Genomic DNA, 23,750 nt, shown 5'->3' with positions numbered 1-23,750 from the left:
TAGCTGGGCCTACACCGCCACCTACCGGGCCGAAGCGGCCACCTAGTGGGTTAACGTGCGCGTAGCCGGACCCACGGCAGGCCAACAAACCCACAGCACGGCACCGGCCAACAAACCACGACGGTCCGGCGGCGCGGCAGCGCACGCGGGCACCGCGACCACAGAAACGCTCAGCGAGCGAGGCCGGGCGGCAGGCCCCGCGAGCTAGGCCTCCACCAGAACCGTAAACGGTCCGTCGTTAACGAGGCGGACCTCCATCATCGCACCAAACTGGCCCGTTTCAACGTGCAGGCCACGCGCGCGCAGCTCCCGCGCGACCGCGTCAACGAGAGGCTCCGCCTCCTCCCCGGGAGCGGCGTGCGCCCACGAGGGGCGCCGACCTTTGCGCGTGTCCCCATACAGCGTGAACTGCGAGATGAGAAGGATCGGGGCGCCCGCCTCCGACGCGCTGACCTCGCCGTTAAGGACACGCAGCTCCGCGATCTTGCGGGCAACGGTGGCCACCTGCTCCGGGCCGTCGCCTCGCCGGACCCCCAGCAGGACCACGAGGCCCTGGCGCGCCTGCGCGCTCTCGCCGTCCACGCGGGCTTTCGCCGGGGCGCCGGGTTCATCCCCCGCGCGCCCGAGGGGTCCCTCGCCGAAGGTGAGGCGTCCGACGACGCGGCCGCCGACCCGCACCTCCCCCGAGGTCGCGCGCTGAATAACGGCTCGCATCAGCGCGCCCCCAGCGCGGAACCGAGCCCACCGAATCCGCTCGCCCCGCCGCGCTGGCCCGCCTCGCGGGACAGGTCGGCCCCGGGACGAGTCTGCGGGGAGATGGAGGACTTGCCGTGCTGGGGCACGATCTCTTCCTGCGCGGCAGCCACCCCGTCAATGTCGAAGACCGTCGTCACGGGAAGCGCGCGAGCCAGGAGCGCCAGGGCCACCGGCCCCTCGTCGGCGTGGCGGGCGGCCGAGGTGATCACCCCAACCTGTCGCCCCCCGACCTCGATGGGAGTGCCCGGGGCGGGCAGGTCGGCGCGCGAGCCATCGAGCTGCAGGTAGGTGAGGCGGCGCGGCGGACGCCCCAGGTTGATGACGCGAGCAATGGTCTCCTGCCCGCGATAGCAGCCCTTATCGGTGTGGACGGCGGTGCGCAGCCAGTCCACCTCGGCCGGGATCGTGCGAGCATCCACCTCGCGTCCCAGGCGCGGCTTCCACGCGGCGATGCGCATGGCCTCCCACGCCAAGATGCCGGCCCGGCGACGACTCCCTCCCTCGGTGACACCCAGCCAGGCGTCCTCGAAGCTGGCGGCCCCCTCGGGCGAGGCCACGTGGTACATCATCGGCGTGCGCGCGCCCGGATGACGCTCGCCCTGAAAGTACGCCGCGCCGCCCTCGGCGACCCCGGGCCACGGGTCCTCCCACGTCCACTCGATCCCGGGCAGGGCCGAAGCGGCGTCGGCGGTGTTGGCTCGGGCGCGCACGGACGAGAAGACAACCGCGTCGCGCACGCCCACGCTCACCCTCAGCGCGAAGCGCATGGATTCGAGGAACTCAACGAAAGAGTCCGCGTCGGAACGCTCCACGATCAGGTGGGTCGTCTCGCCGTCGTCGCTGGCGCCCGCCCAGTGCTCGATGCGTCCCTCGGGAGACAGGATCAGCAGCTCGCGGCTGTCTCCGGGCGCCATCCCGGTCAGAACCTGGGACGCCAGCGACGTCAGCCAGGTCGCCCGATCCGCGCCGCCCACGTCAATGACCGCCAGATCGGGACGCTCCACGATGGCGCGCCCGCCCTCGAGCGCCCACTGCTCGCCCGCGGGGTCCCCCCAGTGTGGGGTCGCGCCGAAGGAGGTCACGGCCTCGTCGAGGATGTCAGCGCGGCGTTCCTCAGACAAGGAAACCACCCTCAGAATCGTCGATTCCGTCGATGGGTTCGCCCGACTCCGTCGAGGCCTGCGCGGTTCGCATCAGTCGTCCCGAGATCTCAACGCTCGCCTCCTGCTCCCCGTCGAGCGTGCGTTCCTGCGTCCACATGAACTCCCCGGCTACCAGGCCAAACATGCGCCCGAGGTGAACGAGTCGCTGCGTGCCCTCGCCCAGCGCGATCGCGTCGGAGACCATCTGGACGCGCGGCCCCACGCTCACGCCGTTCCAGACCGCCGCGTGCCCCTGGGTCGAGGCTGAGGTCGCCGTGAACTCTCGCGGATTGTATTGCCCGGGCGGGGGAAGCGGGGCATCGGAGGGGGCGACCGACACGTACAGCGTTTCCTCACTCACGAGGTCACCCTTGGTGATCGCGGAGAGCCCGCGGGCCGCGTCCCACGTCGGATCGATCGGGGTCGAGGAGACGCCGGCGTAGACGCGCGTCACGAGGCGCATCTGGTCTCCGACGACCTCGCCGCGGATCTCCTCGACCACGGGAGAGTCCTCGGCGGCGCCGTCCCCGTCCCCCCGGCTCGAAGCGTCGGGGCGGGCGAGCATGCCCCACCCCTCCCACGTTCCGAGCATCCACGCGACGGGAGCGACGAGTGCGGGCAGATCAGCGGGTATCACCATCATGCCTCCAGCCTAGCGTCTGACACCCGCAGGGGCCGGGTTCAGATCCCGCCGATTCGGATCATCGCGTAGACCGGAAGGGCGGCGACCAGGAACTTCGCGGCTCCCCGTCCGAGCACGCTCGCCAGCTGCGCGGAGGAGGTCCGCTCGCCCAGGAGCACGTCCACGACGGACACCGCGAAACCCACGCCGAATCCGGTGACGCCACCGAGCGTGAGGAAGGCGGCGAAGTCTCCGAATCGTCTGGCGATAAAGGGGAAGACGACGGGAAGCAGGTCGGATGTCTGGCCGAGGATCCACGCCGCCGAGGCTGCGACCAGGCCGGCAGCCAACCCCATGATGATCGACCAGACGACGACGGCTCGCGAGCTGCGACCAGTTCGCGCCGACGCGGCGGCGACGAGCGCGATGAGAGCGGCCATGGGAACGATGACGGACCAGCGCTCGTGAACGGTCAGGGACACCCACATCGAGCCGGCCGTGATGATGAGGAGCGCGGTCACCGACGAGGCCAGGGCCGCCGTCAGGGACGTCGAACCCCAGTGCTCGCTCGTTCGCCCGACGGAGTGGTCCCGAGGAGCGGGCGCGTCGAGAATCGTGGCGGCAACCAGGGCCACCAGCGTGATGCCCGTCAGCGGGATCGCGATGTCGAGGTTCTTCCAGTAGGCAACGGCCACCGGCGTCAGCGCACCCCCCAGAGCGAGGACCGCCTGCGCGAGCCACGGCATGTGCAGGCGAGCGAGGGAAGGCCACCCGAGGGCGAGAAGGAAGGATGCCACCGCGACGACGGGACCCACGCTCCACCGCGAGCCGGGCAACCACCAGGCCGCGATCGTCAGCGCGGCCAGGAGCATGACAATGAGCGTGCCCACGGCGGCTGGGACACGAAGGGTCGCCGGTGTGTCGCGGCGGCGCCCGCGGTCGGGGCCGGTTCGGGTTCGCGTGGGAGGCTGGCTTGATGTCATCACGCCTCCATCGTCGCACATGTGCGGTGGTTGCGAGGCCCCGCCCCGCGCCTCGCGGCGGTGGCGGGGCGGGGGCAGGGGTGGGACGGCCGCGGGGGGACAGCCGCGGGGGGGCACCGACTGGCGGGAGGCGGGGAGGGGCCGAGCGAGTGTGTGTATGCGCACGCCTGCCGAAGATGCGCCGAGGCGTTCCTTCGCCGTACAGTTGTGGAGCACGCCGGACCGGTATGCCCCGGGCTCCAAACTCTGCCGCTACGAGCGGCCTTCGCGCCGACAGGCGCATTCGGTTCGGCGTGCTTTGTCGTATCCGGGCGTCGATGGCGGGGCACCCGGCCACGGTGTGGGACACGGGACGTCTGTGCCGACCTCGCCCGCAACCCGCACGTTCCCTGCTACCGGTTTCCGTCCTCTTGCAGGCGCCGAGGCGCGCCCGCCGAGGGCGCGGCTCAGCGCGTCTGCGCGGAGTCCGTCCTCCTCTCAACCGCGACTGAAACCGCGACCACCCCTGCGTACGGCACACCCACCCCCAGTGAAACCACGACCACCCCCGCGTACAGCACACCCACCCCCAGTGAAACCACGACCACCCCTGCGTACGGCACGCCCGCCCCCAGTGAAACCGCGACCACCCCTGTCGCCCGGCAAGGGTCATTTTTGCGCCATTTCGGGCAGGCAGGGGCGGTTGGAGTTTCACAGAACCCACAGGCCGACGACGCAGGGGCGGTTGGAGTTTCACAGAACCCGCAGGCTGGCGACGCAGGGGCGGTTGGAGTTTCATCCAGCGGCCCGGCTGCCCCTCGCGACGGTGGAGATGTCACAGACTGCCGCCTCTCGCGCGAGGCTCCCACACGATAGAGCACGACGAGGCTCGACCACGGGGCTGCGGGCGAGGCCCGGACAGCGCAGCGGGGGCCGACGCGCATGCGTCAGCCCCCTTTCAGCCGCCAACCGCTTCACATGAGCGGGTAGCGCACGATGGTTGCCTCGCGGCCCGGTCCCACGCCGATGGACTGGATGCGGCACCTCGACAGCTCCTCCAGGCGTGTGATGTAGTCCTGGGCGGCGCGTGGCAGCTCCTCAAAGGAGCGCGCACCGGAGATGTCCTCACGCCAGCCGGGCAGCTCCTCATACACGGGCACGGCGGCCTCGAAGCCCGCCTGATCGAGGGGCATCTCCTCGGTGCGCACGCCGTCCACCTCGTAGGCCACGCACACGGGGATCATGTCGTAGCCGGAGAGAACGTCGAGCTTCGTCAGGCAGATGTCGGTCAGGCCGTTGATGCGCGTGGAGTAGCGCATGACGACGGCGTCGAACCAGCCGGTGCGGCGCGGGCGACCCGTGGTCACGCCGAACTCGCCGCCCCTGCGCCGCAGCTCCTCGCCCACCTCGCCATCCAGCTCAGTGGGGAACGGACCCTCGCCGACGCGGGTCGTGTAGGCCTTGGCGACGCCGACGACGCGGTCGATGCGGGTTGGGCCAACGCCGGAGCCGGTGAGAGCGCCGCCCGCAGTCGGGTTGGAGGAGGTCACGAAGGGGTAGGTGCCATGGTCGATGTCGAGCATCGTGGCCTGGCCGCCCTCGAAGAGCACGGTGTCGCCGCGGTCGAGCGCGTCGTTGACCACGAGGGACACGTCGCACAGCATCGGCTTGATACGATCCGCGAAGGACAGAAGGTGGTCGGAGACCTCGGCGGGGTCGAGGACGGGAAGGTCCACGGCCTCGAAAATGGTGTTCTTGGGGGCCAGCGCGGCCTCCACCTTGGCGCGCAGCTCCTCCGGGTGGAAGAGGTCCTGGATGCGCAGGCCGATGCGGTTCATCTTGTCGGCGTAGGTGGGGCCGATTCCGCGCCCGGTCGTGCCGATGAGGTTGTTGCCGCGCGCCCGCTCATTGGCCTGGTCCATGAGGCGGTTGTAGGGGGCGATGATGTGCGCGTTCGAGGAGATGAGAAGGCGCGAGCAGTCCACGCCTCGCCCGCTGATGTCCTCAAGTTCCTCGAAGAGCACATCCAGGTCGACAACGACGCCGTTGCCGATGATGGGGGTGACGCCTTCGGAGAGGATACCGGCGGGCAGGAGGTGCAGCGCGTACTTTTCGCCGTCAATGACGACTGTGTGCCCCGCGTTGTTCCCTCCGTTGAACTTCACGACGAGGTCGGTGTGCTGACCGAGCTGATCGGTGGCCTTGCCTTTGCCTTCGTCGCCCCACTGGGCGCCGAGAACGATGACGGCGGGCATGAGTATCTCCGTTAAGTTGGGTGCGTCGCGCGGGTGCGCGCAACGCGTCCATCGTACCGGAGGTTGAACGAGGCGGGGTATCCTCCCCGATCGCCTACCTTCCCGCCGCGGCGAGAGCGACGCCGACGCCCCACAGGGTCGCGGAGGCCAGCGCGGCAACCAGCTCGATGGCGATGGTCCAGCCGTAGGCTTTGAGGGCGTGGAGGGTGGCCCTCCAGGCGTTTGCAGTGTCGCGGCTGCGCAGGTACTCGACGAGGAAGATGGCAGCGATCATGCCGAGGACGAGGCCGAGGGGCAGGCCGAGGAACCAGCCGACGACGCCGCCGACCCCTCCCCAGACGAGGGTCGACTGGGGGATTCCCGCCTTGTTCATACCGCGGGCGGGAATCACGTACTTGAGCACCGTTCCAAGGATCAGCACGGCGGCCACGATGGCGAAGATGATCCACGCGGCGCGGGTACCGGTCATCCACGCCCAGACGAGGATCGCGCCCCCGACGACGGGCGCAGAGGGCCAGATCTGCACGACCGCGCCGATCACCCCGATGAGGATGACGATGCCAACGATGACGGTTCCCAGGACGCTCATGGCCTCATCGTATCGTTTTCGTTCGTCTGTGTGTTTCAGCAGGCACCCCTTGCACTGATAACCTGGCTTCGTTACCCCGATCCCCAGGAGTGCTGATGGATATCACTCCCCCGCGCCTACCGCTGGACTCGCTCCTGAAGAGGCTCCCCATGACGGTGTACACCGTGTCGTGTCCACCGGCGGAGGCCGTTGCGCGCTGCGCCCAGTTCTGGCGTGCCATCGGTATCAAGCGCGAGTCGACCACGATGTGCAAGCGTTTCGCGGACATCGGCTGGTCGGGCACCGAGGTCACGGTCATGCCCGGGCAGGTCACGGCCTCACGCAGGCGCAACCACGACACCCTTCTGGATGTCGCTGAGATCTCCCCAGCCCTCGCCTTGGGCGGCCTCGCCATCCACCTGTCGGCGAAGGCGGTGCGCGCGCAGCTGCGTCACCTCAACAAGACGACGATCATCATCGCGGCTCGCCCGCTGCCCGACGCCGAGCAGGCCTGCACCGAGCTGTGGTGTTTCCCCTGGGATACGGCGATTCAACGCGCCCGCCCCGGCAAGGATCCGTTCGCCCGCGTCTTCGAGTACCTGCACACGGCCCTGCACCAGCAGGGCATCCTGGCAACTCCCCCACGCCTCGTCGATGGTGAGGAGCTGCCCGAAGACCACCCCCTCTCCCCCGCCAACATCGCCCAGATGCGGGGCATCACTAGTGTTCCGTTCTCATCCCTTTTTCCCGGAAAGAAGGCCGATGAACTCTTTCATTTCAAGTATGCAGCAAGGCTTCAACGAATCTTTCAGCACGATCGCCGTTTTTCAGCTGTCAGCGTCCCGGTCCGATGCTGTCTCCCGCTGCGTCGGTCTCTGGAAGGCGAAGGGGGCCCGCTGCACCACTATCGGCATGCAAGAACAATTCAAGCAGCGGGGATGGACCGGAACGGAACTGACCATCGGACACAGCGGTCGCGCATTCCTGACTAATGTTATCTTCGAGACACGCTCATACCGTCGTCTCTTGTCACATGCCCCCTCTCTCTCGTGCCCGACCGAATCAAGCGAGCCGCCATCACCAAGGTGTACGTGGATATGATTGCGCGCACAGTCGAGAGCGAATCGAGTCCGGTGACCGAACTGTGGTGCCTCACTGATTGGGCAACACGGATGAATCTCAGCGGCTTCGAAAACAGTTACGCTGAATCGTCGATGCACTCACTCGAAGAGTCCTTCAACGCGCAGGGCATCATGACTGCACCCGCCCGTCACCTCAATCGCTGGGATATCCCGTCGGACGTCCCCCTCTCACTCCCCGAGCTCACGGCAATGCGCAAGGCTGCAAAGAAGTGCCGGGGGTAGCCTCCCTCCCCGGCCGATCACCACGGGGATTCCCATGCCTCGTCAATCCCGATAATTCCCTGCGGATAGTATCCTGGTGAGCAGCGGCGCTCAGCAGCAACACACTGCGGCAGAGTGCTGATGCTTGTTGTTGACACTGGTCTTTCCTCGAGGAGGATATTCATGGGGGGCAGGTCATTCAGGTTTCTCTCTACGGAGGGTCATCAACCGACGCAGGTACTTCTACGCGCTCATCGCGGCCGACCCACATCAGACGGTCACGCATGCTGTCAACTACTGGGTGTCCAAAGGAGCCTGGGGCGAGACGAACGGCATGCGTGAGCAGCTCGCCCAGCACGGTTGGGTCGGCGCGGAAGTCATTATCGGCAGCGATCTGCGCAGCCTCGCACTATCGCCAATCATCGACGCTATCCCGGGCATCGACCTCCTCCCTTCCACAGCACCCACGTCGGTCAAACGCACACGCCAAGAGAGGACAGAGATCCTCGTCGCCGCACGTTCCTGCTCAGTGGGGGGACGCCCAGCGTCCGAACTCTGGTGCTGCGAGGCTCGCATTCTGCACGATGAACGCTGGGGTACTGACGCCTTCATGGACATGTCCTTCCGTGAACTCGCGGGCGACCTCCAGCGCCAAGGACTCCTCCTGGAAGCTCCTCGATTCTTCCACGGCGGAGACCTGCCGAAAGACCACCTGTTCTACTTCCGAAGCGTCGCCATCATGCGCAGGGACGCGAAGAAGAACAGGCACTACTGACACCACACGGAAGATAGACGATGAACTCTTTTGTCTCAACCACGCAACGAGACTTCGACGCATCTTTCAGCCCGATCACCGTTTTTCGCCTGGCAATAGCCCCCGCCGACGCCGTGTCTCGCTGCGTCGGCCTGTGGAAGATGAAAGGCATCCGCTCCGAGAGAGTCGGCATGCGCGAACAATTCAAGCAGCGAGGGTGGTCGGGAACGGAGCTGGTCATCGGACACAGCGGGCGCGCACTCCTCACTGATTTTTTCTTCAACACGCGAGGGCTCACCCTCCTGTTATCACAGACAAGCTCTTTCCTGCCCAACCGTGTCAAGAGAGCCGCCATCACCAAGATTTACGTGGACATCATCGCACGCACGATCGAGGACGAATCGGGGCCGATGACCGAACTGTGGTGCCTCGCTGATTGGGCGACGCGAATCAACCTCAGCGGCTTCGAAAACAGTTACATCGAATCGTCGATGCGCTCGCTCGAAGAGTCATTCAACGCCCAGGGCATCCTGTCCGCCCCCGTCCATCACCTCGATCGCAAGGACATCGAGCCGGACATACCCCTCTCGGTCCCCGAGCTTATGGCGATGCGCAAGGCCGCACAGAAACGCAGACGGTAGCCTCCCCTCCTCGGTCCCCATCCCTAGCCCTATCGCGAGGCGGCATCCACGGTCGGAGCCGTTCGCCGTCGGTCACGAGGCGTCTGAGACCTCCCGACGGGCATGAAGGGGGCACCTGTCGTTCCCGCCCTGTCAAACTCTGACAGAGTGTGTTAATTTGGTGGAGCGGGGAGGTCAACTCGCTGACACGCGCAGGAAGCTGTGCGCCGACGGGCATTCCTCCCCTCCGGGACGCCTTCGCGCCGCGCGGAGAACCTGGATGTCAACCAGCACCGCAGGAGATAACAATGAGCGAGATTTACGTCAACGAGGATGAACTCCAGGCCTTGGCCACCACCCTCGGGGCACGAGCCGACGAGCTCGAGGCCCTGATCGACGGTGTTCCGCAGGCGGCATCGCTCCTGGCTCGTGGTTGGGAGGGCGAGGCTGCGTCCGCGGCCCTCGACCGTGCCGTGGGACACGAGAAGAAGCTGCGGGACGTTGCCAAGTCCCTCGCGGACAACAAGAAAGCTCTCGAGTCGGCGCTCGATCACTACCGCGAGGCCCACGCGACGGTCAACGCCATGTGGGCGAGCTGACCCAGCACTGCCCGCGTCGCGACTGGCTCTGCTCTCCTCTCGGGGCGAGCTCGTTCATTCACCCCGCGCGCGTCACGGGGCTCCCCCGCCGCTCTCGCGGGGCAAGACGGCGCACCCCCGGGCCCGCGTCGCGAGGGGGGTGCGGGCATAGGAGGACTCGCGCGCCGGACGAGCGCTCAGGCCTTGGCGCGCAGGGAGGCCACCTCGTACAGGGCAATGCCCGTGGCGACCGCCGCGTTGAGGGATTCGACGGTGGAGGCGATCGGGATGGACACGATCTGATCGCAGGTTTCCCGCACGAGGCGGGACAGGCCCGCACCCTCGGCCCCCGTGACCACGACGAGCGGGCCGTCGGCGAGCGAGAGGCCACGCAGGGGAGCATCCCCTCCGCCATCCAGGCCGACCACGAAGTAGCCGGCCCGCTTGGCCTCCTCCAGGGCACGCACGAGGTTCGTCGCGCGAGCCACGGGCACACGCGCCGCCGCGCCGGCCGACACCTTCCACGCCGTGGTGTTGACGCCCGCGCTGCGACGCTCAGGGATGATGACGCCGTCGGCGCCGAACGCGCCCGCGCTGCGCAGGACCGCACCCAGGTTGTGCGGGTCCGTCACCTGGTCGAGGGCAACGAGGAGCGGGTGGCCCAGCTGCTGCAGGGACCCTGCAATGAGGTCGGAAGCATCGGCGTACTCGTAGCCGCGCACCTCGATGGCCACCCCCTGGTGAACCGCCCCGTCGGTCGCGACGTCCAGGTCGCGGCGGGTCACCTCGTAGACGGGAGCCCCCATAGCCGAGGCGAGGCGCACGACCTCCTCCACGCGGTCGTCCTTGACGTTGTCCAGCACGAAGACGCGCTCAATCGGGACCGAGGCGCGGGCGGCCTCGGCGACCGGGTTGCGCCCGGCGATCAGCTCGTGGCCAGGCTTGATGCGAATGGAAGACTTGGCGCGTGCGCGGGCAATGGCGGCCTCCTGGGCCTCCCGGGCCTCGCGCTTGACCTTGCGCTTGTGGGCGGGGTGGTAGGTGCGATCCTCAGCCTTGGGGGTCGGCCCCTTGCCTTCGAGGCGGCGGCGCGAGTGCCCGCCGGTGCCCACCTGCGCGCCCTTCTTGGTACCCTTCTTACGGATGGCGCCGGGGCGCCCGCTGTGTGCGGCCATGGTGTCTCCTCATCAACTCGAACTGACACCAGGGTACGGGTTTCATTCCTCCTCGGGGCGCCGTGACCGGGCGCGGGGGCAAAGATCACGATCGGGCGCGTCAGTCCTGTGACAGCATCGACGCGATGCGCTCGACCGTTGCGCCGGAGCGGATCGTCACCTGACGGTAGAAGTCTTCGCGCAGCAGGTACTTGTGGTAGGCGGTCTTGAGGAACTCCGTCTCGTTGAACTTGCCCCAGAAGACGGCGTTCTCGCCGAAGTAAACGGCCTCGTCACCCAGGGGCATCGCCTCGATGCGCTCGCGCACGCGGGCCCGGTCGAGGCCTCGCGTGTAGAACAGCGCGTCGCGTCGCGCGACATCCCCGTGCCACCACTCGGGCACGCCCGACAGCTCCGCGAGATAGTCCTGCCCCGACAGGAGCGCCACGCGAATCGGGAAGGGGTAGTGGCTCTCCAGCAGGGCTTCAACGCTCTGAGCGACCTCGTCACGCGGGGCGTCCGCCTCGAAGAGAAGGTTGCCGCTGTTGATGTAGGTGCGAACGTTCCCGTAGCCTGCGTCGGCAACCTGCTCGCGCAGCTCACTCATGACGACCTTGTTCTTACCCCCGACGTTAATGCCGCGCAGCAGCGCCACGTACTCCATGCCGTTCCTCCTGTCGTTCTCTCGAGAAGGCCTCCTGACCAGCGTACAGTGCGGAAAGGGACTCTCGCGGTACCCGGGATGCAATCCTCATCGTCGACGCCGTGGCCGCGTTCTCTGCCTCTCCCCTGGGAGGCATCGCGCCGATCAGGGATGCATTGCACGACCGCGCGCGACATTGCACTAAGTACCAGATACCGCAGTGTCTACCCAAGCGGTTCTGCCCTGCTGATCACCACGTTTCCTGACATCAGGTGGCTGGCTCGACAGCGCGTAGCGCGCTGCACCCGTTACGTCGCGCCGCACCCGTTACGTCGCGCCGAACCCGTTACGTCGCACTGCACCCGTTACGTCGCACTGCACCCGTTGCGTCGCGCTGCACCCGTTCAGAACGGGTGCAATGCCTACGGATCGGGTGCAATGCCTACGGATCGGGTGCAATGCCTCCCCAAGTAGTGCAATAGCCCTCCACAACAAGCCAAAACGCGGTTCCTTGGTAGCCGCGCCGATGTGGAGGGCACCGGAGGGTTGCGAGGCCTGGCTGCGGTGCCCGTGGGCGGTGGCGGAGCCTGGCAGGCCTTCGAGCGGGCGCGCCGAGCGAAGCTCGCGGCGCCGACGGCGAGCGGGCGGGCCGCCACCCAGGGCTCATCAAGCAGCCCGGCCCTCGGCCGCAGCTCAACCGCGGATCAGCCGATGCTCCAGGTTGCGCCATCGCGCCCATCGGCGACGGAAACGCCGGCGGCGGCAAGGCGGTCGCGCAGCTCGTCGGCCCGGCCCCAGTCCTTGGCGGCGCGCGCCTGCGCACGCTCCTCCAGCACGACCCGGACCAGCGCGTCCAGCGCCGAGTGCTCGCCCGCAGCGGCCCCGCCCGCGTCGATGCCCGCCTGGCCGCGCCACTGCTGCGAGGCCGGGTCCAGGCCCAGCACGTCCAGCATGGAGCGAACCAGGACCTGCTCGCGGTAAGTGCCATCGGCATCCCCGGCAGCCAGCGCGGCGTTGCCGGCCTTGAGGTGCTCGTACAGGACCGCGAGCGCTCCGGCGACGTTGAGGTCGTCGTCCATGGCGGCGACGAAGGCCTCGGGGAGGTCGCCCGGGCCCAGGGCGATCTCGTCGGCGCCTGCCTCGCCGACCGCCTCGATCGCTCGGGCCACGAAAGTGGAGAACTTCTCCCATGCGGCGTGGGCGGCGGGGACAGTGTCGGGCCCCCACTCGATGGCGGAGCGGTGGTGGACGGTGGACAGCGCCCAGCGCACGGCGACCGCCGGGTGCTCCTCGGTGAGCGCCCCGATGGACAGGACGTTGCCCAGCGACTTGGACATCTTCTCGCCCTTGGTGGTCACCCACGCGTTGTGCACCCACAGGCGCGCGAACGCCCACCCGGCCCCGTGGGACTGGGCCTGCTCGTTCTCGTGGTGTGGGAAGCGCAGGTCGATTCCGCCGCCGTGAATGTCGAACTCGTCGCCCAGGTATCGCCTCGACATGGCGGAGCATTCGAGGTGCCAGCCCGGCCGTCCTCGTCCCCACGGGCTCTCCCACGAGGCGGTGTCCGGCTCCCCGGGTTTGGTGGCCTTCCACAGGGCGAAGTCGCGGGGGTCGCGCTTGCCGGCCTCGACGGCCTCGTCGATCTGCGCGTCGTCCTCCGTGGTGCGCATGTCGGCCAGGCGCTGGCGGGTGAGCGACCCGTAGTCGGCCTGAGAGTGTACGTCGAAGTAGACGTTGCCGCGCCCGTCGCTGTAGGCGTGCCCGGCGTCGATGAGGCGGCTCACGAGGTCGATCTGGTCGGGGATGTGTCCGGTGGCGCGCGGCTCGTAGGTGGGGGCCTGGACGCCGAGGGTGTCGTAGGCGCTCGTGAACTCGCGTTCGAAGCGGTAGGCCCAGGCCCACCAGTCCCAGCCGGACTCGGCGGACTTGGTGAGGATCTTGTCGTCGATGTCGGTGACGTTACGCACGTACGTGACCTCGTAGCCGCTGCGGCGCAGCCAACGGATCAAGGTGTCGAAGGAGACGGCGGCGCGCAGGTGGCCGACGTGGGGGGATCCCTGCACGGTGGCGCCGCACAGGTAGATGCCGACCTTGCCGGGGGTGACCGGGTTGAGGGGCTGGATGCGGGCGCTCTTGGAGTCGTACAGGTGCAGCATGGTGCTCATCCTACCCGGGCTGGCATCGGCGTCGCCGGGCGCGCCTACCCGGCGGGAGGATGTGACGAGGCCGGGGTTGCCCCCCGTTTTGTCGGGGATCGAGGCTCGCCCGCGATCCCTCGGGCTCGCGCGTGCGGGGCCGAGGCGGCGCCGAGCTTAGGCCCGGGCTGCTGGGCCGCGCCGTGGGTTCCCGTGCGGGGCCGAGGCGGCGGCCCGGGGGCAGGGGCGTGTCAGGCGCGGCCTGCGGGACGCACGCGCTGCGCGATCAGCTCCTTGAGGGCCTGCGCCGAGTTGGCCAGGGGTGTGACGCGCTCTTCCTGGCCCTCGATCCCCTCGAAGCGGGAGGGGACGGGCGGCAGGTGCCCGGTGGCCTCGAGGATGGTGTCGGCGAACTTGACGGGCAGGGCGGTCTCCATGACGACGAGCGGGCCCTCGATCTCGGCGCGGACCGCGCGCGCAACGTGCACGCCGTCGGCGGTGTGCGGGTCGAGGAGGTAGCCGCTTTCCTTCTCGGTGCGCGCGATTTCCTCCAGGCGATCGGCGTGGGTGGAGGTTCCCGACATGAAGCCGTAGGTGTCTCGCAGGGAGGCGAATTCGGGCGTTGCGGACAGGTCGAAGAAACCGTCGCGGGCGAGCGCCTCGCCGAAGAGGGCGCGCGTGGCGTCCCCGTCGCGTCCCAGCAGATCGAAGATGAATCGCTCGAAGTTGGATGCCTTGGAGATGTCCATGGATGGGCTGGACGTGGCGAGTGTGTCGGCGGCGGAGCGGGGCCGGTAGACGCCGGTGCGGAAGAACTCGTCCAGCACGTCGTTCTCGTTGGTGGCGACGACGAGGCTACCCAGCGGAACTCCCATCTGACGGGCGATGTGGGCGGCGCAGACGTTGCCGAAGTTGCCCGAGGGGACAACGACGCTGACCTTCGCGGAGGCGTCCTGCTCGGTGACGCGCAGCCACGTCGCCACGTAGTAGCAGACCTGGGCGAGCAGGCGCGCCCAGTTGATGGAGTTGACGGCTCCCACGTGCCAGGCCGCCTTGAACTCGGCGTCCATGTTGACGGCCTTGACCAGGTCCTGACAGTCGTCGAAGACCCCGTCGACGGCGACGTTGACGATGTTGGAGTCGGCAAGGGAGAACATCTGGGCGCGTTGGAAGGCGGTCATGCGCCCGGCGGGGGTGAGCATGACGACGGAGAGGCCGGGGCGGCCACGCAGGGCGTACTCGGCGGAGGAGCCGGTGTCGCCCGAGGTCGCCCCCACGATCGTGAGCCAGTCGCCGCGTCGGGTGAGCTCGTATTCGAAGAGCTCACCCAGGAGCTGCATGGCCATGTCCTTGAACGCGGCCGTGGGGCCGCCCGAGAGGTGAGCCAGGTGCAGGCCGGTACCCTCCAGGGCGCTGACGGGCACGATCCGGGGGTCACTGAAGGCGGGGGTACGGTAGGCGCGTGCCGCAATGGCGTTCAGGTCCTCGGCGGGAATGTCGTCGACGAAGAGCGCCAGGATGCGGGCCGCCATGGCCGCGTACCCTTCCTCCGCCAGGACGCCACGCAGCGTGTCGAGGTCGGATCCATCGAGGGCCGGGTACTCCTCGGGCAGGTAGAGCCCGCCGTCGGGGGCGAGGCCCTCCAAGAGGATGTCGCTGAAGGATCGGGGGCAGGCGTCGGGGCCGCGTCGGGTGGAAATATAGCGCACGCGTCGATCCTATCGGGCGGAGGCGTGCGGGGCGAGGGAGCCCGGACCTCGTCACATGTACGAACGAGGGGTGGGCCACGTGAACGCCGGGGGAGGTTGCCCCTCGACTGTGGTAGAAACGACCGGTGAGTACGAACGATTTCCCGTGGACGCAGCCCTCCTCTTTCAATTCCTCGAGCGCCCCGATTTCCCAGCCGCCGGCGGGTGCCCCGGTAGCGAACGGTGTCGCCTCGTCGACGAACACGTTTGCCTCGCCGTCGTCGGTCCCGAACCCCATTCAGCGCCCGAACGATCCGGGGGCCGCCTCAAACGTTTCTTCGAAGCGCGCGTGGTTCATCGTTCTGTCAATCCTTGCGTTCCTGGTCGTCGTCCTCGTGGTCCTCGGCTATTTCTTCGTGCCGTGGGGTTCCCAGCCGCGCGAGATGGCGGCAAGCTCCCAGGGATACTCCGGTTCTGCCACGAGCACCGGGAACATCTCCCGCGACTGGGCGGCGGGCATCGCTACGGCGTGGACCCTCGACAGTATCTCGCCGGTCCGCGGGGAGCACGATGAGGTGACGACGCTGGTCGACGGCACGACCCTGTACGTGGCCGCAACCAATTCCATCCGCGAGGGGCTTGACGTCGCCGCCGTGGATATTTCGGGCTCGCAGCCGCAGGTCATCTGGGATTCCAGCAACCCGAACGTGGTCCGCGATTCCTACCGTTTGAATCTGCGCATGGCGTCCATCGGCGACAGGCTCATCGTTGGTAACTCCACGGTGGACAAGGCGACGGGCGAGGTTCAGGAAGCCCCCTGGGTGGATGACGCTCCCCTGACGGTGGCCGGAGACGTCCTCGTGACGTGCTCGGGTGCCGAAACCTGCACCGGCTGGACGTGGGAGTCTTCCGAGTGGAAGCAGCAGTGGAAGTCGATCACGTCGCTGCAGGAGGAGCGCCACGGCATCTGGGAGATGCGGGACGCCCCAGTTGCTGGCAGCGGCGACGACATGTCGGTCCTGGCACCCGTGGCGGACAGGCGAACCCTGCAGCTGATCAACGTGCGCACAGGCACGGTGACGACGCTCGGGGAGAAGGTTCGTTTGGACCCAACCAGCTACCGACGCGATGTCTTCGTCGCCAGCGACGGTGTCGCCGTCGTCATCGACAGGGACCAAGCGCAGTTCTTCGATACCTCCGGCACTCTCGTCGATTCCTTCCAGGTGGCGCGCTACCTGAATGAGATCGTGCGCGGGGGACAGGCCCCGACCCTTGAAGAGCTCCAGACCTACCTGAAGACCGGGAGGACCCCGTGGGCGACGGGCACGGTCGAGGTGTCGGGCCGAAAGTGCGAGGACGTCACGGTCTCCACAACATCGGGCGGGAGCTCGCGTATCGTGCACGACGCCAAGGGCCTGGCGATCGGTTCCGGCGAGCGGTGTACCCCGGATGTGACGGAGGTGCGTATGAGCACCGACGGCGCCACCGTGTACATCGTGAATGGCGGGCATGTGCAGTCCGACCATGTCTACTTCCTCGACACGGACGGGGACGTCGTCCACGAGAACACGGCGTTGACCAACGCGGATCAGCTGACGTGGGCGTTCGATGACCTCGTGATCGCGATCTCGAAGGGCCAGGTCACGGCCTTTACTCCGGCTTCCGCGTGACGCTACCCTGGTGCCATGACTGATCTGCCTTTTCGCGTCGGCCAGGCGGTCGACGTGCATGCCTTTGCGGCGCCCGACTCGCCCCGTCCCCTCATGGTTGCCTGCCTGGAGTGGCCCGGCGAGCGGGGCCTTGCGGGGCACTCGGACGCCGACGTGGCCGCTCACGCGCTGTGCGACGCGATGCTGCTGGCCACGGGCCTGGGTGAGTTGGGGAGCGTGTTCGGGGTGGATCGTCCCCAGTGGTCGGGCGCGTCGGGGCGTGCTCTCCTGGAGGAGGTGCGGCGCATGACGACGGAGGCCGGCTGGGTGCTCGGCAACGCGACCGTACAGGTTGTGGGTAACCGCCCGCGTATGGCGGCGCGCCTGCCCGAGGCGTGCCGGGTCATGAGCGAGATCGTCGGCGGCACGGTGACCGTGTCGGCCACGACCTCGGATCGCCTGGGTTTCACGGGCAGGGGCGAGGGCGTGGCGGCGCTCGCGAGTGTCCTCATGGTGCGGGCAGGGGGGTAACCCAGCCGCGGGGACGCCGATGCTCCGGCTTTTACTGGGGAGCCATGCACCGACGGAATGTCGCGACGAATACTTGAAAAGCCTGTCGGTCGTTCAGTTTTCTTTGACATAATGGAGGGGAAGCAAGCACCCGGGGGCCGCGCTCGTCTCGCCTTATGGTGCACCGAGCACCCCGCCCCTGTCCGGCGAGTCATCAGAGGTCGTCCGATGACTCGCCGTCGGAGAAAAGAACGCCATGTCCCTCGTTGATAAGCACCCCGACCACGACCCCGACTGCGACGACGCGCAGGGAGCTACCTCCCGCTTCGGCAGCAGGGAGGTCTCGCCGATCGTCAGTAAGAAGCCCTCCGAAATCCTGCGCGAGCGACGCCAGCGCATCCGCCGCCGGTGCCTGACCACGGCCGGGGTCTTGCTCGCACTCGTCCTCTCCGCCGTCTACGTCTGGGGCCCCTTCCACTCCCCCCACAAGCCTAAACTGCGATCCCAGGGCTACACCGGGACCCACACCGACACCGGCCGCCCCTCCCCCAAGTGGGCCAACGGAACCGACATCGCATGGAAACTGGACCATTACGCAATGGGTGCTGGCGAGTATGCAGCCATGAAGAACGGCGACCAGGTGATCCTCGCCCTGCCACTCAGAGAGAGCGACCGCTTCAAGGTCGTCAGCCTCGACGTGTCCGGCACCGAGCCCACCGTCCAGTGGGACTCGGTCGTCTCCAAGGCCGCCCCACGCAACATAGAGCCTCACCTGGTCATGGTCGGAGAGGACCTCTTCGTGGGGGAGCACCGGCTGGATCCCACCACCGGAGCCGCCTCGCCCGCTCCGTGGGCCGGGCGGAACCAGGACGGGCAGGACAAGCCGGAACTGGCCACGACGATCGTGATCACCTCCCGCGACGGGCTCGTCATCGCCTGCAGCCGCAGGATCTGCTCCGGCTGGGAAAAAGAGGACGGCGAATGGACGATGCGTTGGGAACGCGACTCCACCCCCACCCCCCTGGAGGACTACCAGGACTGCCCCGAATGCGGGGAGGGAACATGGGTGCCCCTCAACGACCTCCACATCCTCAGATGGGGCCCCGCGGCCGAGAACGCCCCGCAAGGGGGGTTCTTCGACCCGGTCGCGCAGGAGGGACACATCATCAACACGCAGACCGGAGAGGTCCGTGCCCTGCACGACGTTAACCACAATCACCGCTTCGAGTTGCACTCCACCGCCGACGGCTGGGTCGTGGCGGACTCCAAGACCGACCAGGCAACCGTGTTCGCCCCCGACGGGCGCCCCCTGGAGTCCTTCGCCATCTCCGCCTCCGCGGGCGCCGGGTTCCACAAGGCAGCGCTCCCCATCGGGGGACAGACGCCCACGAACGCGCAGCTGCGCGACTTCCTCACAACCGGCGAGGCCCCATGGGCCGAAGGACTGCTGCGCGCCCGGGCCACGACAACCGACAACGGGGCAACGGTCTGCGACACCCTCTCCTTCACACCGACCGGCTCCACCCACCCCACCCGCGAAACGACTACCTCCGACACATTCTCCCCAGACCGGACCACTGGAGAATGTCACATGAGTGCTCAGAACGCGGCGATCAGCAAGGACCACTCGGTCATCCACACCTGGAGCCACTACGGCGGTGACAGAGACGAGCTCATCGACATGCACAGCGTCGGTCTCTTCCACACTTCCGGCAGCTTCACTCCCACGAATGGCTCCGATGGGACTGACGAGATATCCTTCCGCGTGTACGACGACCTCGTCCTCGTGGTCAATTACATGACCATCACAGCCTTCACTCCCCGGTGGTCCTGAGACGCTCGCGCCTCGGCGTCCTCCCGAGGTCACCATCCGGCTAACACCGGCACTGTCATGTGATAGAAACTACTCATGACCAATGACGATCACACGGGCACCGACGTTCCCGCGCGCGAGGAAGGCACGCACTCACTGAGCGCGGCGCGCGCCGCCACTTTGATCGGTACGCCCCCGCCTCGCCCGACGAGTCGCGTGAAGCCGGTCCTTCTCATGGGGCTCCTGTCCGTCGTCGCCGTCGTCGCCGCCATCGGCTTCTTTCACCGACTCGTGCCCTCACCCTCACAGCCGGACGATCAGCGTTCATACACCACGATGCCCACCATCGGGTACTCGGGGTCCGCGACGAGCACGGGAGCGATCTCCCCCGCCTGGGCCTCGGGCGTCGAAACGGCGTGGAGGATCCCTTTCCCGTCCACGAAGTACGGGCCGCGGGCACTCACGACCGTGGAGGGCACCACACTGTATGCCCTCTTCGAAGACCCCGATCGCTCCACCCACCAGGTCACTGCCGCGGCCTTCGACATCTCCTCCGAGCAGCCGCGCGAGCTGTGGCGCACGACGGGCACCCTTCCCAACTCGCTCGGGCGGCCCAGCTTCGTGTCCTACGAAGACCAGTTCATCGTCGGCAGCATCGTCGTCAACAAGGCGTCGGGGGCGCAGTCCTCGGCTCCCTGGGAGGGATCGGAGGCGCTCGCGGCCGTTGACGGCGTCGTCGTGGCCTGCGATAACAAACGAGCGTGCTCGGGCTGGACGCAGGAGGCCTCGTCGTGGGTGCGCCAGTGGGAAACAACCACTGCCAGCCAACGGGGCATGTCCACGTTAACCAAGCTCACCTACCCCGATACACCCATCATCGGTACCGGAGAGCACGAGTCGGTCGTCCTGCCGGTCGATTCGCAGACGCATGCGGCACAGCTCCTCGATCCGCGAACCGGGCAGGTCACGGACGTAGGATCTGTGAGCCCCTTCAGGGACAGACAGAACAACGTTATGTCGTTTGTTATCACCAGCGATGGGATCCTGGCCCTCAACGATGACCTCTTCGTCACCTACGACGCCGACGGCTTCATCACGGGCACCCAGTCCTACAAGCAGATGAAGAGAATACCAACACGCGACGGACGCTTGCCTACGACGGCCGAACTCGGAGACTTCCTGAGCGGCGCCCACCCTGCATGGTCGAACGCGACGGTCACCGCCCCGACAAAGGCGGTGGCCGGCTTCCCCTTTAGCCTCACGGTGACGCCGAGCGACGGACGCCCGCCCTTTACTCTTGACGCCGGGAACAATGACCAGCATTACGACGTCAGCACGTTCTGGCCCTCCGAGGTCCGCGCCAGCACCGACACGTCGGTCGTGTACGTCGAGTCCGTCGATCACGCCAACAGGGGCAACAGGTTCTTCTTCGACACGGCGAGCGGTCAGGGGCACGGATCGGAGGAGTTTCGCGACGCCGAAGAACTCTCGTGGGTGTTCGACGACCTGGCCATCGGCGTGACGATCGACGGCATCGTGGCGTTCACCCCGAAGGCCTCGTAAACTCCTGCCCGACCAACGACAGAAAAGGTATAGCCCGTGAGCACCAACGCCCCCCGGTACAGGAACTCCCTCCCGACACCCAAACCTTCTCGAGCGACACGCGCCTTCGTGGTCGGCGTCACTTTCCTCGCGGTCCTCGCCACCTCCCTCACCTTCTCGCTCGGCACCAGCGCCCTCCAGCTCCCCGGCCCGACGGCGACCCCGCCTCCGCACATCACCGGCCCGGAACAGACGGCGCAGCCGGACGCGATCGGCTACCACGGACAGGCCACCAACACGGGCGAGCTCTCCAGCTCGTGGGCCTCGGGCATCGCGACGGCTTGGACCCTGCCCGCCAGCGACGCTCTCCTGCCCGCGCAGTTGATCGCCGAGGGCTCGACCCTGTACGCGCTGTCCTACGGAAGCGGCGCCGACGCGGTGGTCACCGTGTCCGCCTACGACGTCTCAGGGGCCGAGCCGGTCGCACAGTGGAGCACGACCGGACCGCTGCCGTCCCGGATTCGCGCCGAGGCGTTCCCATCCTCCGTCTCGACCCAGGACGAGATTCTGCTCAGCGACATCATCGTCGATCGGTCGACCGGCGAGCAGACGCAGGCGCCCTGGGGCTCCGACCTCCCGATGGGGGTGGCAGACGGCGTCCTCGTCACCTGCGACACCTTCAGCTCGTGCTCCGGATGGTCCCACGAGTCGGGAGAGTGGACGACACTGTGGTCCACACAGACCTCGCCCCAGCGCCGCGCGGGCCTTGCCCACTCGGGGCTCACGAAGCCCACGACGGCCGTCATCAGCAGCGGTACGGACAAGGCCGTGGTCGTCCCCGTCGACGAGGCTCACTTTGCCCCGCAGGTCATCAACCCGACCACGGGCGCACTCACGACGCTCGGGGAGGCCCCCTCCGGGCTCTGCCCTTCAAGCTCCAGGGTCACGCTGGCAGGAGATGGACTCCTCGTGGCCGGAGAGAAGGAAACCATCGCCTACAACACCGCAGGCCAGGTTGTCGGCACGTTCAACGCCGGTTGGGACCTCGACAGGTTCCCAACGACCGACCGTGAGGTCCCGGACGTGGCAGACGTCGGCTCTTTCTTGACGCAGGGCAACGCCCAGTGGACGTCTGGCGCCCTGGAGCGCGTCTATTCCAAGGATGCAAACGGCTACATCCTGTCGCTCACTCTCAGCAACGGGAAGAACCTCACGCTCAACCCCGGCGAGTCATTCCGTGAAACTCGAGGGGGCGAGGGATGGTCCGTCGCTCAGGTGCGCGCCAGCTCCGATGGCAAGGCACTGTACATCCAGGGCTACTCAGGCAGCCCCACGGACTCGTTCTTCTTCAACGCGGAGGATCCGATGACGTACGTGTCGCCGGTCATGAACGAGGCGACGAACTTCGTGTGGGTCTACGACGACTTGCTCGTCGGGGCTCGCGCCGGCGCGATCGTTGCCTTCACGCCCGACACCCACTAGGCGGAAGGGCAAAGGATCGTCCCCGACGTCCGAGACTCACTCGGATGCCGGGGACGTATCGCTTGCGGGCGCGGGCGCCTCGTCACAGAGCTCAGTTCTCCATGTGGTCCAGGGTCGCGCGGTGTGCCTTGACGGGGATCGTCAGGGCAAGTCCGACGGCGAGGATCAGCATGATGCCGAGGATGCCCCAGTAGGTGTAGTCCTGCCCGCTCGGCGTGAGGGCCGCGCCGATGGCGAGGAAGAGGCTGTACATGGCGGGCGCCATGAAGGACACGGCGCGACCGGTGGTGGCGTAGAGGCCGAAGACCTCGCCTTCGCGTCCCGCGGGGATGATGCGAGAGAGGAACGAGCGCGACGCCGACTGCGTGGGACCGACGAAGACGCAGAGGATCAGGCCGAGGGTCCAAAAGACGAGGGGCCCGTTGGAGTGGAGGAAGAAGACACCGAATCCGGCGACGACCATGGCGGATAGGGACAGGATGATGACCTTCTTTGGTCCGATCTTGTCGTCGACCCACCCGAAGGCGACGGTCGCCAGGCCTGCGACGATGTTGGCGGCGATCGCGAAGAGCATGACGTCGCTGGCGCTGAAGCCGAAGGCGGTCTTGGCCAGGACGGCCCCGAAGGTGAAGACGCCGGCCAGCCCGTCGCGGAACACGGCGGAGGCGACGAGGAAGAACAGGGTGTGGGGGGCCTCGCGCTTGAGGGTGCGCACGGTGTGCCACAGCAGCTTGTAGGATTCGAGGATGTTCTCGTGGCTCGGGCCGCTCTGCGGGTTCTTGGGCAGCGGCGGGTTCAGGATGACGGGGAGCGCGAAGCCGCCGAGCCACAGGGCTGCGATGACCATCGAGATGCGGATGTTCAGGTGGGAGTCGGTGGGCACGTGCGCGAGGTTCACGCCGATGAGCCCGACGTAGAGGATGAGCAGCAGGACGATGCCGCCGATGTATCCGGCTGCCCAGCCGAAGCCGGAGATCTTGCCTCGGTCTTCCTTCTCCCCGAGGTGGTTGAGCATCGCGTTGTAGTTGACGGACGCGAACTCGAAGAACACGTTGCCGAGCCCGAGGAGCGCGATTCCGAGCATGAGCGCGCCGTTGGCCCCCAGGACCGATTCCGGGTGGACGAAGTACATGGCGAGCATGCACACGACGACGGCGCCCGTGAACCATCCGAGCCAGACGCCGCCTCGGCCTCGCCGGTCGGCGCGCTGACCCGTGATGGGGGCGAGCAGGGCGATGAACAGGCCGGCGATCGTCATGCCGTTGCTGAGCATGGACGAGGCCGTTCCCGAGTCGGTGAAGACACCGTCGCTGGTCAGGTAGGTCGTGAACACGAAGGTCGTGGCGACCGCGTTGAAGGCGGCGCTGCCCCAGTCCCACGCCGCCCAGTCGATGACTTTGCGCGTGATGACGCGGCGGGTGGAGGAGGTCGAGGTGCTCATGAGGTCTGGGCTCCTTCGGTGGGAGTTCTCGGCGGCGCGTGTGCGTCCAGGGTGAAACTACCACGTTTCGCGTTTCACGCTCTCTTCGGGCCG

General features: G+C 67.5%; 21 protein-coding genes. 10 read left to right on the top strand and 11 right to left on the bottom strand.

The window, feature by feature from the left end; genetic code table 11:
- Positions 1–204: 204 nt before the first annotated feature.
- The 6 genes from dtd to NQK35_RS09725 form a co-directional block, all read right to left on the bottom strand.
- A complete protein-coding gene (dtd, locus tag NQK35_RS09750) occupies positions 205–714 on the bottom strand; it encodes a D-aminoacyl-tRNA deacylase (RefSeq protein WP_257114056.1) in 510 nt (169 codons plus the stop codon).
- Positions 714–1,877, bottom strand: a complete 1,164-nt coding sequence (gene ygfZ / locus NQK35_RS09745) for a CAF17-like 4Fe-4S cluster assembly/insertion protein YgfZ (protein ID WP_257114805.1) — start codon at positions 1,875–1,877, stop codon at positions 714–716. Before ygfZ ends, dtd begins: the two co-directional genes overlap by 1 nt.
- Positions 1,870–2,541 carry a heme-binding beta-barrel domain-containing protein gene (locus NQK35_RS09740; protein WP_257114055.1) on the bottom strand — a complete coding sequence of 224 codons (672 nt, stop codon included), beginning with the start codon at positions 2,539–2,541 and terminating at the stop codon, positions 1,870–1,872. Before NQK35_RS09740 ends, ygfZ begins: the two co-directional genes overlap by 8 nt.
- A gap of 38 nt (positions 2,542–2,579) precedes the next feature.
- Positions 2,580–3,503 (bottom strand): hypothetical protein, encoded by a 924-nt coding sequence (locus NQK35_RS09735; RefSeq protein WP_193388518.1) that lies wholly within the window; start codon positions 3,501–3,503, stop codon positions 2,580–2,582.
- A gap of 953 nt (positions 3,504–4,456) precedes the next feature.
- Positions 4,457–5,737: an adenylosuccinate synthase gene (locus NQK35_RS09730; protein WP_257114054.1), complete on the bottom strand. Its 1,281-nt coding sequence runs from the start codon at positions 5,735–5,737 to the stop codon at positions 4,457–4,459.
- Positions 5,738–5,831: 94 nt separating this feature from the next.
- Positions 5,832–6,326 (bottom strand): DUF456 domain-containing protein, encoded by a 495-nt coding sequence (locus NQK35_RS09725; RefSeq protein ID WP_257114053.1) that lies wholly within the window; start codon positions 6,324–6,326, stop codon positions 5,832–5,834.
- A gap of 95 nt (positions 6,327–6,421) precedes the next feature.
- On the opposite strand from NQK35_RS09725, the gene NQK35_RS09720 reads away from it, so the two are divergent.
- The 5 genes from NQK35_RS09720 (at position 6,422) to NQK35_RS09700 (ending at position 9,621) form a co-directional block, all read left to right on the top strand.
- On the top strand, positions 6,422–7,297 hold the full coding sequence (locus NQK35_RS09720; protein WP_257114052.1) for a hypothetical protein: 876 nt from the start codon (positions 6,422–6,424) through the stop codon (positions 7,295–7,297).
- A 57-nt stretch (positions 7,298–7,354) separates the two neighbouring features.
- On the top strand, positions 7,355–7,669 hold the full coding sequence (locus NQK35_RS09715) for a hypothetical protein (RefSeq protein WP_257114051.1): 315 nt from the start codon (positions 7,355–7,357) through the stop codon (positions 7,667–7,669).
- Positions 7,670–7,949: 280 nt separating this feature from the next.
- Positions 7,950–8,423 (top strand): hypothetical protein, encoded by a 474-nt coding sequence (locus NQK35_RS09710; RefSeq protein ID WP_232209835.1) that lies wholly within the window; start codon positions 7,950–7,952, stop codon positions 8,421–8,423.
- A 20-nt stretch (positions 8,424–8,443) separates the two neighbouring features.
- Positions 8,444–9,043, top strand: a complete 600-nt coding sequence (locus NQK35_RS09705) for a hypothetical protein (protein WP_257114050.1) — start codon at positions 8,444–8,446, stop codon at positions 9,041–9,043.
- Between the two features lie 287 nt (positions 9,044–9,330).
- Positions 9,331–9,621: a WXG100 family type VII secretion target gene (locus tag NQK35_RS09700; protein WP_048771134.1), complete on the top strand. Its 291-nt coding sequence runs from the start codon at positions 9,331–9,333 to the stop codon at positions 9,619–9,621.
- 176 nt (positions 9,622–9,797) lie between these two features.
- On the opposite strand, the gene rlmB is transcribed toward NQK35_RS09700, so the two are convergent.
- The 4 genes from rlmB to thrC form a co-directional block, all read right to left on the bottom strand.
- On the bottom strand, positions 9,798–10,775 hold the full coding sequence (gene rlmB / locus NQK35_RS09695; protein WP_048742295.1) for a 23S rRNA (guanosine(2251)-2'-O)-methyltransferase RlmB: 978 nt from the start codon (positions 10,773–10,775) through the stop codon (positions 9,798–9,800).
- Between the two features lie 100 nt (positions 10,776–10,875).
- Positions 10,876–11,418 (bottom strand): DUF1697 domain-containing protein, encoded by a 543-nt coding sequence (locus tag NQK35_RS09690; protein ID WP_009212570.1) that lies wholly within the window; start codon positions 11,416–11,418, stop codon positions 10,876–10,878.
- 683 nt (positions 11,419–12,101) lie between these two features.
- Positions 12,102–13,553 carry a cysteine--tRNA ligase gene (gene cysS / locus NQK35_RS09685; protein WP_257114804.1) on the bottom strand — a complete coding sequence of 484 codons (1,452 nt, stop codon included), beginning with the start codon at positions 13,551–13,553 and terminating at the stop codon, positions 12,102–12,104.
- A gap of 230 nt (positions 13,554–13,783) precedes the next feature.
- Positions 13,784–15,241, bottom strand: a complete 1,458-nt coding sequence (gene thrC, locus NQK35_RS09680) for a threonine synthase (protein WP_257114049.1) — start codon at positions 15,239–15,241, stop codon at positions 13,784–13,786.
- Positions 15,242–15,366: 125 nt separating this feature from the next.
- Between thrC and NQK35_RS09675 the strand changes: the two genes are divergently transcribed.
- The 5 genes from NQK35_RS09675 to NQK35_RS09655 all read left to right on the top strand — a co-directional run bounded on the left by NQK35_RS09675 (position 15,367) and on the right by NQK35_RS09655 (position 22,216).
- Complete coding sequence (locus NQK35_RS09675; RefSeq protein ID WP_257114048.1) at positions 15,367–16,890, top strand: hypothetical protein; 1,524 nt, start codon at positions 15,367–15,369, stop codon at positions 16,888–16,890.
- A 15-nt stretch (positions 16,891–16,905) separates the two neighbouring features.
- Positions 16,906–17,400, top strand: a complete 495-nt coding sequence (ispF, locus tag NQK35_RS09670) for a 2-C-methyl-D-erythritol 2,4-cyclodiphosphate synthase (protein WP_257114047.1) — start codon at positions 16,906–16,908, stop codon at positions 17,398–17,400.
- Between the two features lie 235 nt (positions 17,401–17,635).
- Positions 17,636–19,213, top strand: a complete 1,578-nt coding sequence (locus tag NQK35_RS09665; RefSeq protein WP_257114046.1) for a hypothetical protein — start codon at positions 17,636–17,638, stop codon at positions 19,211–19,213.
- 75 nt (positions 19,214–19,288) lie between these two features.
- The gene (locus tag NQK35_RS09660) at positions 19,289–20,755 is read left to right on the top strand and encodes a hypothetical protein (protein ID WP_257114045.1); all 1,467 of its coding nucleotides are present in this window, start codon (positions 19,289–19,291) and stop codon (positions 20,753–20,755) included.
- 36 nt (positions 20,756–20,791) lie between these two features.
- Positions 20,792–22,216 carry a hypothetical protein gene (locus tag NQK35_RS09655; protein WP_257114044.1) on the top strand — a complete coding sequence of 475 codons (1,425 nt, stop codon included), beginning with the start codon at positions 20,792–20,794 and terminating at the stop codon, positions 22,214–22,216.
- A gap of 91 nt (positions 22,217–22,307) precedes the next feature.
- Here NQK35_RS09655 and NQK35_RS09650 read toward each other — a convergent pair whose 3' ends face one another.
- Positions 22,308–23,657 carry an MFS transporter gene (locus tag NQK35_RS09650; protein ID WP_009212578.1) on the bottom strand — a complete coding sequence of 450 codons (1,350 nt, stop codon included), beginning with the start codon at positions 23,655–23,657 and terminating at the stop codon, positions 22,308–22,310.
- Between the last annotated feature and the right edge of the window lie 93 nt (positions 23,658–23,750).

Source organism: Schaalia odontolytica (genome assembly GCF_024584435.1).
GTDB lineage: Bacteria > Actinomycetota > Actinomycetes > Actinomycetales > Actinomycetaceae > Pauljensenia.
Note: the sequence above shows the minus strand (reverse complement) of the source record. Positions and strands in the feature narration are given on the sequence as shown.

Bases quoted from the DNA above. Each gene is read 5' to 3' on its own strand.
- rlmB (WP_048742295.1), bottom strand. From the start codon at position 10,775: ATGGCCGCACACAGCGGGCGCCCCGGCGCCATCCGTAAGAAGGGTACC.
- NQK35_RS09700 (WP_048771134.1), top strand. From the start codon at position 9,331: ATGAGCGAGATTTACGTCAACGAGGATGAACTCCAGGCCTTGGCCACC.
- NQK35_RS09735 (WP_193388518.1), bottom strand. From the start codon at position 3,503: ATGACATCAAGCCAGCCTCCCACGCGAACCCGAACCGGCCCCGACCGC.
- ispF (WP_257114047.1), top strand. From the start codon at position 16,906: ATGACTGATCTGCCTTTTCGCGTCGGCCAGGCGGTCGACGTGCATGCC.
- NQK35_RS09720 (WP_257114052.1), top strand. From the start codon at position 6,422: ATGGATATCACTCCCCCGCGCCTACCGCTGGACTCGCTCCTGAAGAGG.
- cysS (WP_257114804.1), bottom strand. From the start codon at position 13,553: ATGCTGCACCTGTACGACTCCAAGAGCGCCCGCATCCAGCCCCTCAAC.
- NQK35_RS09660 (WP_257114045.1), top strand. From the start codon at position 19,289: ATGACCAATGACGATCACACGGGCACCGACGTTCCCGCGCGCGAGGAA.
- NQK35_RS09725 (WP_257114053.1), bottom strand. From the start codon at position 6,326: ATGAGCGTCCTGGGAACCGTCATCGTTGGCATCGTCATCCTCATCGGG.
- dtd (WP_257114056.1), bottom strand. From the start codon at position 714: ATGCGAGCCGTTATTCAGCGCGCGACCTCGGGGGAGGTGCGGGTCGGC.
- NQK35_RS09730 (WP_257114054.1), bottom strand. From the start codon at position 5,737: ATGCCCGCCGTCATCGTTCTCGGCGCCCAGTGGGGCGACGAAGGCAAA.
- NQK35_RS09740 (WP_257114055.1), bottom strand. From the start codon at position 2,541: ATGATGGTGATACCCGCTGATCTGCCCGCACTCGTCGCTCCCGTCGCG.
- NQK35_RS09665 (WP_257114046.1), top strand. From the start codon at position 17,636: ATGTCCCTCGTTGATAAGCACCCCGACCACGACCCCGACTGCGACGAC.
- NQK35_RS09690 (WP_009212570.1), bottom strand. From the start codon at position 11,418: ATGGAGTACGTGGCGCTGCTGCGCGGCATTAACGTCGGGGGTAAGAAC.
- NQK35_RS09705 (WP_257114050.1), top strand. From the start codon at position 8,444: ATGAACTCTTTTGTCTCAACCACGCAACGAGACTTCGACGCATCTTTC.
- NQK35_RS09650 (WP_009212578.1), bottom strand. From the start codon at position 23,657: ATGAGCACCTCGACCTCCTCCACCCGCCGCGTCATCACGCGCAAAGTC.